This window comes from Selenomonas sp. (assembly GCF_057272215.1).
In genome coordinates this window covers 83,365-97,800 of record NZ_DBHIUY010000007.1, presented here as the reverse complement: position 1 = coordinate 97,800, position 14,436 = coordinate 83,365, and the positions used below count along the sequence as shown (strand labels likewise).

10 protein-coding genes are annotated in these 14,436 nt (G+C 60.4%); all 10 read left to right on the top strand.

Features of this window, described 5'->3' with window-relative positions; all coding sequences use genetic code 11:
* Positions 1-18: 18 nt before the first annotated feature.
* Positions 19-1,065 (top strand): radical SAM protein, encoded by a 1,047-nt coding sequence (locus tag ACO5Z0_RS07810; protein ID WP_485649823.1) that lies wholly within the window; start codon positions 19-21, stop codon positions 1,063-1,065.
* Positions 1,055-2,065: an ABC transporter substrate-binding protein gene (locus ACO5Z0_RS07805; protein WP_485649822.1), complete on the top strand. Its 1,011-nt coding sequence runs from the start codon at positions 1,055-1,057 to the stop codon at positions 2,063-2,065. Before ACO5Z0_RS07810 ends, ACO5Z0_RS07805 begins: the two co-directional genes overlap by 11 nt.
* 47 nt (positions 2,066-2,112) lie before the next feature.
* The gene (locus ACO5Z0_RS07800) at positions 2,113-3,132 is read left to right on the top strand and encodes a magnesium chelatase ATPase subunit I (protein ID WP_485649821.1); all 1,020 of its coding nucleotides are present in this window, start codon (positions 2,113-2,115) and stop codon (positions 3,130-3,132) included.
* A gap of 10 nt (positions 3,133-3,142) precedes the next feature.
* Complete coding sequence (locus ACO5Z0_RS07795) at positions 3,143-5,074, top strand: VWA domain-containing protein (RefSeq protein ID WP_485649879.1); 1,932 nt, start codon at positions 3,143-3,145, stop codon at positions 5,072-5,074.
* Between the two features lie 26 nt (positions 5,075-5,100).
* The gene (locus ACO5Z0_RS07790; protein WP_485649820.1) at positions 5,101-6,228 is read left to right on the top strand and encodes an adenosylcobinamide amidohydrolase; all 1,128 of its coding nucleotides are present in this window, start codon (positions 5,101-5,103) and stop codon (positions 6,226-6,228) included.
* A 28-nt stretch (positions 6,229-6,256) separates the two neighbouring features.
* Entirely contained in the window at positions 6,257-9,949 is a 3,693-nt protein-coding gene (gene cobN, locus ACO5Z0_RS07785; RefSeq protein ID WP_485649819.1) for a cobaltochelatase subunit CobN, read from the top strand.
* Positions 9,950-9,992: 43 nt separating this feature from the next.
* Positions 9,993-10,943 carry an ABC transporter substrate-binding protein gene (locus tag ACO5Z0_RS07780; protein ID WP_485649878.1) on the top strand — a complete coding sequence of 317 codons (951 nt, stop codon included), beginning with the start codon at positions 9,993-9,995 and terminating at the stop codon, positions 10,941-10,943.
* A 77-nt stretch (positions 10,944-11,020) separates the two neighbouring features.
* Positions 11,021-11,833, top strand: coding sequence for a nucleotide-binding protein (locus ACO5Z0_RS07775; protein WP_485649818.1), 813 nt, complete (start codon positions 11,021-11,023; stop codon positions 11,831-11,833).
* On the top strand, positions 11,823-13,124 hold the full coding sequence (locus ACO5Z0_RS07770) for a nitrogenase component 1 (protein WP_485649817.1): 1,302 nt from the start codon (positions 11,823-11,825) through the stop codon (positions 13,122-13,124). The genes ACO5Z0_RS07775 and ACO5Z0_RS07770 overlap by 11 nt, the downstream gene beginning before the upstream one ends.
* Positions 13,117-14,394, top strand: a complete 1,278-nt coding sequence (locus ACO5Z0_RS07765; protein WP_485649816.1) for a nitrogenase component 1 — start codon at positions 13,117-13,119, stop codon at positions 14,392-14,394. Before ACO5Z0_RS07770 ends, ACO5Z0_RS07765 begins: the two co-directional genes overlap by 8 nt.
* The last annotated feature ends 42 nt before the right edge of the window (positions 14,395-14,436 follow it).

Here is a 14,436-nt window from a genome sequence, read left to right as displayed (position 1 = left end):
GCCGGAAAGGGGTGAGCGATGGGGCTGAAGATGCTGGTGCTGAGCCTGACGGGAGACTGCAACCTCGCTTGTCGCTATTGCTATGCAAGTGGTCAGGCGAGACGCGCGATGGCATGGGAAACGGCGCGGCGGGCTGTCGATCTGGCTGCCTCCTGCGGTGAGCCGTTTCTCCTGCAGTTTTCGGGCGGCGAGCCTTTGCTCGCATTGCCGCTCCTTGCGCGTATCGCCGCCTATGTGCGCGAGCATCGCATCGAGGCGCGCATGGCTGTTCAGACGAACGGCACGCTGCTGACGGAAGAGGCGGTGAACATTCTATGCGATTCCGACATTGGCATTGGCGTGAGCCTCGACGGCAGACCTGCGCTGCATGATCGCCAAAGGCAATATTCGGACGGCAGAGGTTCTGCCGCTGACGTGGCGGCGGGCATCGAGCGGCTTGCGCGTCGCGGCATCGGCATCGGACTGACGTGCGTCGTGACGGCGGAGAATGTCCATAGCCTGACCGATGTCGTCGATATGGCGTATTACTTCGGCAATGTGCATCGCGTCGGTTTCGACATCCTGCGTGCGCAGGGGCGCGGCACGAACGCCGCTTTGCCGCGAGAAAGCGATATGGCGGCGGCGATGCGCGAGGTTTTCGCTCGGCGCGATGCACTTTATCGCTTGACGGGGCGCCGTCTCGCCATATCGCAGGAGGAGCAGGCGAGAGACATCGCAGGACGCGGCGGGAGCGACTTTTCTCACTGCCATGCGATGAACGGCGAAGGCGTCCACGTTGACGTCGATGGCGGTATCTATGCGTGCTCCTCTTTCGTTGGCGATGAGCGCTTCTTCCTAGGCACTGTTATGCAGGGAGTGAATTTGCGTCGCCAGCAGGAAGTATCTACCAAGATGCAGCGAAGTATGATTTTTTGCCGGCGATGTCGCGATTTCCACGCCTGCGGGGGCGGCTGTTTCGCGCGTTGGCTGGGAATGGCGAAAGAAGAGCCGTGCGCGGCGGAATGTGCGTTGAAGAGGGCTGCCGTATCGGCAGTTTTCGGAAAGGAAGGGTATTGTGCGGAGTAAGTTCTTCATGCAATCGTCGCTCCTCATCGTCGTTGTTTTGCTGCTTTTTCTGACAACATCATGCGGCGGCGAAAAGAATGTAGAGGAGCCGTCTGCGAATTTTTCGACATCGTATGCGGTGACGGACATCACGGGGCGCACGATACACTTCGATGCTCCGCCGCAGCGCATCGTCACTTTGTCTGCGACATTGGATCAGATCGTTCTCAGCGTCGTGCCGCCTGAAAGGCTTGTCGCCGTTGATTCGAGCATGAAGGATCCCATCAATTCCAATATGGTAGAGCTTGCTTCCAAAATACCGCAGACGATCGAGCAGCCGAGCGTGGAATCTATTGTCGCTCTGCAGCCTGATGTGGTGCTTATTGCGGATTGGCAGTATATGGAGCTTGCCGATCCTCTGCGCGACGTGGGGCTTAAGGTCGTCGTTGGCAAGGGACCGCATGATCTCGCAGAGGTCAAGGATCTCGTGCGTCTTATGACGGAAGCGATTGGAGAGAAGCGCAGAGGTGAGATCCTGCTGCGAAAAATGGATGAAAAGCTGGCGGAGATCAAGGCGAAGGTCGACGCCATTCCGCAGGAGAAGAGGACGAGCGTCGTGTTCCTCTCGCTCATGCCCACGTACGGCGGCAAGGGATCGAGTTTCGATGACGCCTGTCACTATGCGGGTGTCATCAACGGCGTTTCCGCTTATGGACTGCGCAACGGGCAAGAAGTGACGAAGGAGATCATTCTATCCATTGATCCCGATGTGCTTTTCTTGCCCGATTATCCGTGGAAAGGTCAGGAATGGCTCGACGCATATATTCGCAGCTATACCGAGGATCCGGCGCTTCAAACACTCAAGGCGCTTAAAAATCACAGCCTTGTATCGCCGCGTTCATCCTTCCTCTACAACTGCTCGCAGGATTTTGTCTACGGCGTGCAGGAAATCGCCTACAGGGTTTACGGCGACGAGTTTTATCTGCCTGCCGATGCACATATTTCGGCAGTCGATGAGTGAATGTGCCGAAAGATAGATTCCAAAATCTGGAGAAAGGGAAAACCTGCATGATGAAAAAGACATATCCCTTTTCTGCCATCGTTGGGCAGGAAGAGATGAAGAAGGCGCTTTTGCTCAATATCGTCATGCCGTCCTTGGGCGGCGTACTGATCAAGGGCGAGAAGGGGACGGCGAAGTCGACCGCCGTGCGCGCCGCCGCGGGGCTGCTGCCCGCCATGCGGGCGGTGGCAGGCTGTGCGTGCCGCTGCGATCCTGCGACGCCGGAGTTCTTTTGCGACGATTGCCGCAGGAGGGCTGCCGCGGGCGCACACATGAAGGAGGAGAGCGTCCCCATGCGCGTTGTGGAGCTTCCCGTCAGTGCGACGGAGGATCGCGTCGTGGGCACGCTCGATATCGAGGCGGCGATCCGGCATGGCAGGAAGGAGTTCGAGGCGGGCATTCTCGCGGAGGCGAACCGCAGCATTCTTTATGTCGATGAAATCAATTTGCTCGACGATCACATCGTCGACATCCTGCTCGATTCGGCGGCGATGGGCGTCAATACGGTGGAGCGCGAGGGCATTTCCTATGCGCATCCTGCACGCTTCGTGCTCGTGGGCACGATGAATCCCGAGGAGGGCGACATACGCCCGCAGCTGCTTGACCGATTCGCCCTTTCGGTGACGGTGACGGGCGAGCGCGAGGCGAAGGACCGCGTTGAGGTGGTGAAGAGGCGCATCGCTTATGAGCAGGATGCGGAGGGCTTTGCCGCTTCCTACAGGGAGCAGCAGGAAGCATTGCGCGAGAGGATCGAAAGGGCGCGTGCTCTCCTCAAAAGCGTCGCCGTGGCAGATGGAATGCTGGAAAAGGCGGCGCACATCTCGCTCGCGCTCGGCGTCGATGGGCATCGTGCCGACATCACGCTCATCAAGGCGGCGATGGCGAATGCCTCCTTCTCGGGGCGCACGGAGATCGAAAAGGAAGATATGAAGGCCGTCAGCCGCCTCGTGCTCGCGCACCGTCTGCGCCGCCGCCCCTTCGAGGAGGGCGAGGTCGACTGGTCTGCCGTGGATGATGTACTGGCTTGAGGAGATGGGCATGGAATATCCACGCTATCCGTTTACCGCTGTCGTCGGTCAGGAGCAGGCAAAGAAGGCGCTTCTTCTCACGCTCGTGAATCCGCGCACGGGCGGCTTGCTCATTTCAGGCAACCGCGGCACGGCGAAATCCGTCCTTGTGCGTGCGGCAGCGCCGTTCACGCTGACAGGGAGTCTCGTCGAACTGCCGCTCGGCGCGACGGACGACATGGTCTTCGGCAGCTTCGATGTGGATGCGGCGCTGCGGGACGGCGAGCGTCGTCTGCGTCATGGGCTCCTGCATCGCGCGGCGCATACGCTCATTTACATGGACGAGGTGAATCTCCTGCGCGAGGATGTCTTGAAGTCTGTCTTAGAGAGCGCGTCGGCGGGGATGTTTTCCTTGGAGCGCGACGGCGTATCGACGGTTGAGGAGATAAGCTGCATCCCTGTCGGGACGATGGATCCCGCAGAAGGCGTGCTCTCGCCCGTGCTGCTCGACAGCTTCGGCATGGTCGCGGCGATGGAGGAAATAGAGGAGACGGAGCAGCGTGCTGAGATCGCGCGGTGCGTGCTCGCTTTTGAGCGTGCGCCAGAAGCTTTCTGCCGCGCGTATGCGCAGCAGGAAGCCGAGCTGCAGCAGAAGGCGGCACGAGCGCGAGAGATGCTTCCTGCTGTGGAGGTTTCCCATGCCATCCTGCATCTCGCTGCGCAGTACGCCGCACGCGCCCTTTGCGTGGGAAATCGCGCCGAAATCTATCTCGTGGAAGCGGCACGCGCCTTGGCGGCGCTCGCCGGGCGCAGCTATGTGATGCCGCAGGACGTCGAGGAAGCTGCTCTCTTCGTGCTCGCGCATCGCATGAGCCGAAAAAAGGAGCAGCGCGAAGAGAGCCGCAGACGGCAGAAAGAGCCGCAGGAACCGCAAGCTGAGCCGCAGGGAGAGTCGGAAGATAAGGCGAATGATGCGTCGCAGGAGGAACGCCCGGACGATAATTTGACGAGAGATGCGATGGGCGGCGAATCGAAAGAGCAGGAAGCCGATACAGGAGAAGCGCAGACCGACGAGGAGCAGGCGTCGCCTGCGGATGGCGATTCGGGCGGCGAAGATAGAGATGAGACACACTCCATAGAAACGGTTATGGCGCGGCTTTCGCTCCTGCGCGAGGCAGTGTGCGGGAGGAAGGGCAAGAGCGGCAGACGCGCAATCGTGCAGCTTGACGTGCCGACGGGACGCCCTTGGCGCACATCGCTGCCGCGCACCGGACGGCGCATCGACCTCGCCTTTGCCGCTACGCTTCGCGCGGCGGCGCCCTATCAGCGGCAGCGGCATGGCGAGCAGGCCGTCGTCATACGCGCCGAGGATCTGCGTGTGTGGATCCGAGCGCGTCGTGCCGCCGCGAACATCCTCTTCCTCGTCGATGCAAGCGGCTCTATGGGCGCGAAGGAGCGCATGAAGATGGTGAAGGGCGCGGTGCTCGCCCTCCTGCGCGAAGCGTACCAAAAGCGTGACCGCGTGGGATTGATCGCCTTTCGGCGCACGAGCGCTGAGACGCTCTTGCCGATGACGCGGAGTGTGGAGCTGGCGGAAAAGGCTCTGCGCTCTTTGCCGACGGGCGGCAAAACGCCGCTCGCAGAAGGACTTGCCGCCGCGCTCAAGATGATGGATGAGCTCAGTCGCAAGGAAGGCGCGGAAACGGTGCTCGTGCTCGTGACAGACGGCAGGACGAATGTTTCTGCGGCGGGGAAGGCGAAGGATGAGGCGCTGCGCGCAGCAGAGGAGATCGCGCGAAGAGACGCGCACTGCATCGTGCTCGATACGGAGAAGAGCTTTCCGAAGGTGGGACTGGCGCCTGAGATCGCGCAGCGCATGAATGCGGGATATGCCACGCTGGAGCGTCTTTGTGCCGAAGGTGTATTGGAAGTCGTGCGGCGTTTTCGTGATATGCAAGATTGATAGTGCGTGATGGGGGGCAAGGGCAGATGGAATTGGCAAGACTGACGACGGGCGACATCGTTTATCGCTATGACAAGAGCATCGTTTTGGTTTTCAGCGGGCGGCGCAAGGTACTCAGCACTTCGCTTTACAACGGCGGCTACCATGAGGATTTCGAGGCGGTGTTCAACCGCGATATGACGCAGGGATCGGGAATGCCCTGCGAGTCCTTTGCGCCAACATACGTCGAGAGCATGAAGATCGTTGCAGAGCGGCTTGGTCTTGCGCCGGAATTGACCTCGGGCATGGGTACGGCGGCGCACATGGAAAACGCCTCTATCGTGTCGCGAAGCTACAAGGAACTGACCGTAACGGCGATCGTAACGGGCGGCGTGGAAACGAACGGCGGGCGCGTCGGCGATCCTGCATCCTACTACAAGACGGCAGAGAAGAAATGCGGCACGATCAACATCATGCTCGTCATCGACGCCGATCTGCCGCCCGGCATTCTTGCGCGTGCTCTCGTGACCTGCACGGAAGCGAAGACGGCGGCGCTGCAGGAACTCATGGCGTCGAGCCGCTATTCTACGGGACTTGCCACGGGTTCGGGCACGGATCAGACAATCGTCGTCGCCAACAGTGAGTCGCCGCTCTTTTTCGAGGGTGCGGGCAAACATTCCAAGCTCGGCGAGCTCATCGGACTTGCCGTCATGGCGGCGGTCAAGGAAGCGCTCAAGAAGCAGTCGGGTCTTACGCCGGCGCGTCAGCACGACTTGCTGCGCCGCCTGCGCCGCTTCGGCGTCACGGAAGAAGCGCTGTGGCGGCAATATAAAGAAGCGGCAGACGCCAATGCCTTAATCAAGGCGCAATTCATTGCCGCCTTGGAAAAAATGACTGCTGTACCGTCGCTTTTTCCCTTGGGCGTACTGTTCATCCATCTTTACGACGAGTATCTTTGGGGGCTTTTGGAAAAGGAAGAAACTTGGGAAGCAGCGGAAACGCTGCTGAAAGAGATGGCAGAGGTTCTTTTTCTTTCGTCGAAAGAAAGCGTGTCCATGCAGGACGACTATATGAAGTCGATGGAGCATCTCCTCGTGTATGCCGTCATCGAGCGCGGCCGCGAAACTTTAGAGGAAACGGCGTCGAAGGAAACACATGCCGATGTCGGTGCATGAACGAGGGGAAAGCAGGAGGTGCAGCGAAATGAAAATGGCGGTCTATACGAATATTCAGCGCGTGTCCGCGCTCGTCTGCCGCGCATGGGAAACGTGTGCGGCGGCGCTGCCTGCGCTTGAACTTGTCGTTCGTACGGCAGACGGTATGGAATCATGGCGCAGTTTTGAGGAAAAGGCTGATCTTTGTCTATTCTTCTGGATGGGCACAGGGTTGGACAATCCCTTCCTGCAGCAGGCGTCGCGCAGTTTGCAGAAGAGCCGTGCGCCGCATTTGATTCTCGTGGACAATGCCGAGCATGACAAGGTCAGCTATGGCTTCTCGGCAGAGGAAATCGCTCTCGCTTGGCAGTATTTCCGCTGCGACGGCGAGGAGAATATGAAAAACTTCCTGCTGTATCTTGCGCGGAAAATGGGGTTTTCCTGTGCGCCGGAACCGCCGCGCATACTGCCTTGGCACGGCATATACCACCCCGATTGGCACGGCGATTGTCAGGACATTGAGGGCTATCGTGCCGCGCATTGCCGTGACGATCGGAGGACGATCGGCGTCATCTTCTATCGTTCGGAGTGGATTACAGGGGACTTCACCTATCACACGGCATTGATTCGTGCGATAGAGGCGCAGGGGCTCAATGCCGTCGCGGTTTTTTCCAATTCGTATCGCGACGAGCGCGTGGAGTCGCCGACGCTCTTCGATGCCATGAAGCGATACTTCTGTCGCGACGGAAAGACCGTCGTCGACGCCATTATCACGACGATGAAGTTTTCCATCAAGGCGGGCGGTACGCGCATAGAAGATCTCTATGCGCTCGGCGTGCCGCTTCTTGAAGCATATACGGTGCTTGCGTCCAAGGAAGAATGGGAAAGGTCGCCTGCGGGCCTCGACCCGATGGAGGTGTCCTTCAGCGTCTGTATGCCGGAGTTCGACGGCGTCCTTCATGCCGTGCCGATTGCGGCGAAGGTGCTCGATGAGACGGGAACGCCTCGCTATGCGCCGCTTGAGGAGCGCATGGAGCGTCTGGCGCGAAAGGCGAAAAAGTGGGCAAATCTGCGCCATAAGGCGAACGAGGAGAAGAGGATCGCCATCGTCTTTCACAACTATCCGCCGACGAATGCGAATATCGGCAGTGCGGCGGGGCTTGACTCGCCTGAGAGTGTGCGCCGCCTGCTCGCGAGGATGCGCGAGGCGGGCTATCGCGTCGATTTCGTGCCGGAGAGCAGCCAAGAGCTCATGGATATTCTTACGAATCACGCGACGAATGACCGCCGCTTCGTGAGTGAAGAGCAGGTAAAGAATGCCGACGGACAGCTTACGGCGGCGCAGTATGAAAGATTCTTCAAGGCGCTGCCGCAAAAGGTCAAGGAACATCTGAGAAAGGATTGGGGCGAAGCGCCGGGCGAGGTGTTCAACTACGACGGCACGCTGCTCGTGCCCGGCACGCTCAACGGCAATATCTTTCTCACGGTGCAGCCGCCGCGCGGCTTCGGCGAGGATCCGGGCAAGCTGCTGCATTCGCCCGACGCCGCGCCCACGCATCACTACATTGGCTTTTATCACTGGCTGCGCGATCTGTGGCGGGCGGACGCCGTCGTCCACGTCGGTACGCACGGCTCGTTGGAGTGGCTGCCGGGCAAGAGCACGGCGCTCTCGAACGAATGCTATCCCGACGTCTCGCTCGGTGATCTGCCCGACGTATATCCCTACTGGATCACGATTGTCGGCGAGGGCATACAGGCGAAGCGCCGCGGCGCAGCGTGCCTCATCAGCCATCTTTCGCCGCCAATGCAGCTCGCGGGCGCTTTCGACGAGCTGCAGGAGCTTGAGCAGGCGCTCGACGAGTACGTTCATTTCCGTGCGGCGCAGCCAGACAATTTGACAGCGGTACAGGAAATCGTGCGCGAGAAGGCGGCGCTCTGCCATTTCGAGGATTCCATCGAGGAAGGCGAAGACTTCGACGTCTATGTCGCTGCTCTGCACAATTATGTGACGGACATCAAGAACATGCAGATCCGCACGGGGCTTCATATCCTCGGGCAAGTTCCGGAAGCTGAAAAACTCTTGGATCTCGTGCTCGCGCTCGTGCGCGTCGAGCATGGCGGCGAGCCGTCACTCCTGCGTCTCATCGCCAAGGAAGAGGGCTACGATTACGAAGAACTTTTGGAGCACAGCGAACGCATGACGGAGGACGGCATGACGTACGGCAGAAAGCTCGATGCGATGGAAGACGTCATGCGCCTGCTTCTCGTGCGTATCGCCGCGCGCGCCTACATGCCGCAGGCGGCGAGAGAAGTGTTGGCTTTGGAACCGTTCGCTTCGTACAGTGCGGCGGGCAGGGAAGGATTTCTGGCGGCGCTCGGCGAAGTTACGGAGAAGATCGTGCCGCGCCTCCTGCGCACGGAGGAGGAGCTGACGGGCACGCTCCGCGCCCTTTCGGGCGGCTACATCGAGCCGGGGCCGGCGGGAGCGCCGACGACGAACGGCGCAGACGTCCTGCCGACAGGACGCAACTTCTACGGACTCGATCCGCGCTGTCTGCCGACGCCTGCAGCGTGGGAGTACGGAAAGGAACTGGGTGATGCGCTCGTCGAGCAGTATATCAGCGAGGAGGGACGCTACCCGGAGGCGGTCGGCATCGTCTTCTGGGCAGGCTCAAACATGCGCAGTCATGGACAGTGCATCGCCGAGCTGTTCTATCTCATGGGCGTGCGCCCCGTCTGGCAGAGACCGTCGCAGCGCGTCGTCGGGCTTGATGTCATCCCTCTCGCCAAGCTCAAGCGGCCGCGCATCGACGTGACGGCGCGCATCAGCGGTCTCTTCCGCGATGCCGTGCCGAACGCCATCCGCTGGGTCGACGAGGCTGTGAAGCTTGCAGCAGCGCAGGATGAGAGTGCAGATGAAAATTTCGTGCGCAAGCACATCCTCGCGGACACGGCATGGCTCGAAGAGCAGGGCGAAGAGCATACTCTCGCTTGGGAACGCGCCTCGTGCCGTATCTTCGGCGACCCGCCGGGCGCTTACGGCGCGGGCGTCGGCGACCTTTTGGAGTCGAAGGCATGGCAGACGCTCGACGATCTTGCGGCTGTCTACACGCGCTTTTCGGGCACGGCGTACGGTGCGGACGGCATGGCGCGCGGCTACGATCCCGAGCTTTTCCAGCGGCGCATGAAGGAGCTTGATGTCACGGTCAAGAACGAGGACACGCGCGAGACGCACATGTTCAGCTCGGACGATTACAACGCCTACCACGGCGGCATGATCGCCACCGTGCGTGCGCTCACGGGCAAGGCGCCGCGTTCCTACAGCGGCGATACGAGCGACCGTCAGCGCATCGTCGTGCGCACCGTCGCCGCAGAAGCCGAGCGGCTGTTCCGCGGCGAGGCGATGAATCCGAAATTCATCGAGGGCATGAAGGAGCATGGCTACAAGGGAGCGTCCGACCTTGCAAATTATCTCGCGCACAGCTATCAATGGGATGCGACGAGCGCCGTCATGGATGATTGGATGTACGAAGGATATGCGCGCAAGTATGTGCTCGATGCGTCGATGCAGGAGTGGCTGCAGGAGGTCAACCCCTGGGCGCTGCACCGCATGGCGGAAACGCTGCTAGAGGCGGAGCAGCGCGGCTTGTGGAAAGCGCGTGAGGAGACGAAGGAGGAATTGCGCGAGCTGTTCCTCTCCATCGAGGGCGATTTGGAAGAGAGGGCGGAACAAATTGTATAAGACAAAGAAGTATCCGCGATTTGCCGCAGTTGTCGCATGCTCCATGCTCCTTTTTGCGCTCTTTCTGACGGGGTGCATGGGCGAAAAGGAGGAGGCGTCGAGCGCGTACCGTGTGACCGATGCGGAAGGAACTGTCGTCGAGATTCCGCATAAGCCCCAGCGCATCTTGACGATCAGCGCGGGCACGGACGAAATGATGCTCGGTCTTGTCGAGCCGGAGCGCATGGCGGCGGTCAACGACTCGCTCGCGGACGAGAAGCATACGAATGTGCCGTGGGTGCGCGGGAAAATCCCCACGGTCATCACGCGCAGTCCGTCTGTCGAGCAGGTCGCCGTGCTCTCGCCCGACCTCATCATCGTCACGCCGTGGCTTCCCCGCGAGAATGCTGATGCCATGCGTGCGCTCGGCGTGCCGGTCGTCGTCTGCCGTGCAGCGGCGACGATGGAGGACATCCATGCCAATATCCGCCTCTTTGCAGCAGCCGTCGATGAAAGGGAGCGCGGCGAACGACTGATCGCGAAGATGGAGGAAAAGCTCGCGGAGATCGAAGAGAAGATGAAGGATGTTCCCGAGGAAAAGAAGCACAAAAGCATCGCGCTCATTTCCATCATGCCCAACTACGGCGGCGCCGGCTGCACCTTCGACGAGCTTTGCAGCCATACGGCGTCCATTAACGCGAAGGCTGCCGCAGGAAACCGCATGGGGCAGGAGATGACGAAGGAGCAGCTCGTCGCGGCGAATCCCGACTACCTTTTTCTGCCGAGTTATGAGGACGCAGAAACGCGTGAAGAGAATTACGGCAGGCAGTACATGGAAGATCCGTCTCTTCAGCAGATGACAGCCGTGCGGGAAAAGCAGATCGGCCATCCGTGGGCGCGTTACGTCTACAATCTTTCACAGAACATCGTCTTCGGCGTGCAGGAAACGGCATGGATTCTTTACGGCGACGCTTTTCGCCAATCGCGGCAGGAATTTCTTACGGCAGTGGAGTAAGGATGTAAAGGAAACGCTGATAAAATGAAGAGGGGCGGCTGAATTTATCAGTGGTCCTAAAGGAAGGGGCTGCAAACTTGAAGAAGATTGCGTTTTACGGCAAGGGCGGCATCGGCAAGTCGACGACTGCCGCCAACGTATCGGCAGCGTTTTCGCGCGGGGGAAAGAAGGTCTGTCAGATCGGCTGCGACCCGAAGAACGATTCGACGCGGCTTCTCCTGGGGCGCATTGCGCCGCTCACCGTGCTCGATGCAGAGCGCAGCAAGAAGGGCGCGGCGCTCTCTCTTGCGGAAATCGCGCATGAGGGATACGGCGGTGTGCGCTGCATCGAAGCGGGCGGCCCCGAGCCGGGCGTCGGCTGCGCGGGGCGCGGTATCATCGTGGCGCTCGAAAGGCTCAAGGCGCTTCATGCGTTTGATGATGTGGACGTCGCCATCTACGATGTACTCGGCGACGTCGTCTGCGGCGGCTTCGCCGTGCCGATACGAGAAGGCTATGCCGAGGAAATCTACATCGTTTCCTCGGGGGAGCTCATGTCGCTCTACGCGGCGAACAACATTGCCAAGGGCGTGCGCCGCTTCGCTGCGCGAGGCGTCGTGAAGCTCGGCGGCATCATCGGCAACGGGCGCGACGTTGCGCGGGAAAAGGAGCTTTTGGAAGCCTTTGCCGCACGCCTCGACACAAAGCTCATCGCCTACATCCCGCGCTCCGCCGCCGTGCACGAGGCGGAGATCCATCGGCAGACGCTCATTGCCTACGCGCCGGATTCTGCACAGGCGAAGATTTACGAAGAACTTGCGGCGGCGATTGAGGGAAATGCGGATCTGGTCATCCCCAAGCCGATGGCGTTTGAAGAGTTGGAAGATCTGGTGGAAAGCTATGGGAACTGAAGCGAAACGCGTGGTGATGCGCCGCACGAATTTCAGCTGCAGTATGCCGGGCGTCTGGCGTGCGCTTTCCTTCGTGCGCGGCGCTCTCGTCATCTTCCACAGCCCGCGTCCGTGCGCTCATATCGCCCACGGCATGGACGTGGGAAGCTTCTATCGCCTGCGTGCGGCGGGAACGAAGGTGCGTCTCTCGCCCGTGCCGCTTCTGACAAGCTCCTTGTCGGATGCAGAGGCAATTTTCGGCGGCGAGGATCGTCTGCGCGAGTGCATACGTTTCGCCGCAGAAAAATATCAGCCGCAAGCGATATTTATCGCCAATTCCTGTGTGAGCGGCGTCATCGGCGACGATACGTGCGCCGTGGCTGAGGAGATGGAGCAAGAGCTTGGCTTGCCCGTCAGCGCCGTCTCGGCGCACGGCTTTCTCGACGGCGAATATTATGCAGGCTACCTTGACGCTGCACGTGTGCTCGTCGATCGCTTCATGAAGCCGGCCAAGCGCCGTGCGGGCAGCGTCGTGCTGCTCGGCGACTGCGGCGGCGTCCACGGCGAGTACGTGAAGGAATTGTGCCGCTTGCTCGGGCTTCTCTCCCTGCGCGTCGAGGGACAGTTTCCGTCGTATCTCGCCCTGTCTGAGATGGATGTCGTGCCGGCAGCGGAGCTTCTCATCGTGCTCGGGCGGCGAAGCGACGAGAAGCAGGCGCTCCTCGTCGACTTGGCGCGGCACATTCATGAGCGTTTCGGCACGCCGTACCTTGCCGACGTCTATGCGGTCGGCTCGGATGAAACGAAGGAGTGGCTGCGTGCAGTCGGCAGGCTTTGCGGCAGGGAAAGGGAAGCGGAAGAAGTGATTTGCACCGAAGAAGCGGCGTTTCAACGCGCTGTGGAAGAGGTGCGTCCGACGCTCTCAGAAAGGCGCGTGACATTTGCCATCGGGCGCGATATCAACTGGTTTCAGCCGAAGATCGTCATGCGTATTCTAAAGAGGGCGGGCGTTGAGCTGGCGGGCGTCGTCCTCCTTGATTCGTTCCTGCCCGGGCGGCGCGAGGTCATGGAAGAGGAGCTCGTGCGCCTGACGGATGCGCCGATCGCCTGCGAGGGCAGCCGCGAGGCGGAGGAGCTTTTCAAAGCGGCGGATTTCGTTCTGACGACACACGAGCTTACCGACGCGAAGCTGCGGCAGATCTTTCTCGCGCTCATGCCGTCTGTCGGCTGGTCGATGGAAAAGAAGCTCCTGCACGATATGGTGCATATCGTCTGTCGTCACGAGAGCCGGGGAGGTCTGATCTATGGCTGAGCAGGAACGGCGTTTCGATGACGTCTGCGCTTGGACGGACAGCTGTGCGCTCGCGGGCGCGATGGCATTTTTTGCCGCTTGGCGGGATGCAGTCGTCATCGTCAACGGCCCCATGTGGTGCCATTACTTCGCGCTGCGTCACGTCGAGCATGGCGTGAGCGATGCCGTGCAGCGTACCGGCTGCACGCAGCTCGATAACGACGCCATCGTCTTCGGCGCGGAGGACTATCTGTTGGAAGCTCTGCAGCCCTATATTGCTGAGCCGCCGCGCCTTTTGGCGATCGTCAGCAGCTGCGCCGCGGGGCTGATCGGCGACGATGTAGCCGCCATCGCGCGGGCGGCGGGCATAAGCTCACCGATTGTCGCCGTTGACAGCAGCGGCCTTGCGGGCAGCTTCGCCGAAGGTTGGCAAAAAGCCGCGTGCGCTGCGCTTGATGTGCTGCTGCCTGAGAAGAAAGTCGAAAAGCCGTATGGCGTGAATCTCCTCGGCGTGACAGCAGGCTACTATAAAGGGGTGAACGACGCGCAGGAACTCGTGCGCCTCCTGCAATTAGCAGGTTATGAGGTGAATGCCGTCCTTGGCTGTGGTGTGGATGTGTCGGAAGTCGAGCGATTGCCCGCCGCCGCGCTCAACATCGTCGTGCATAGAGAGCTTGGATTGGCTCCGGCGCAGACGCTTTCGGAGAGGTACGGCACGCCGTTTGTCGCACCGCTGCCGCCTTACGGCAGGGCGGGTACACGGCGGTGGCTCGAAGAGATCACATGCGCTTTGCCCGCACCGCGCGAAAAGGATGCGCAGGAAGAACTTTCCCATGTGGAAAAGGAAGATTTTCTGCGTCTGAACGAAATAAAGAGCATGTGGGGTGAGCTTTGGTTCGATAAAGCGCTCGTGCGGGCGCCCGCATCTATGGCATGGGGGCTGGCGCAGGCGCTGCGCATGGAGTGGGCGGATGTGCGTCATCTCGCTGTCGCGGCGGATACGGACGATGCGTTGATGAATCGAACGATTGCCGATGAAGTTTTTTCCGAAACGCATACGGCGGGATTGGATTCCTTCCTCGCCTCGATGAACGGCGGGCTGCTTCTTGCAAGCAGCAACGAAGCGGCGCAGGTCGAGCTGCGGCAAGTACAGTTTTTGCCTGTCGCGTATCCCGTGCTCGACCGTATCCATTTGACCGATGTGCCGCTGATGGGACTGCGCGGTGCGCGATTCATCGAAGAGCAGCTTTGGAACAGTTATATTTTACGCAAGCAGCTGAGTTTACTATGAAAGTCCAAGAAGTCAAGCCCGAAGGGCGCAGACTGATTGGGT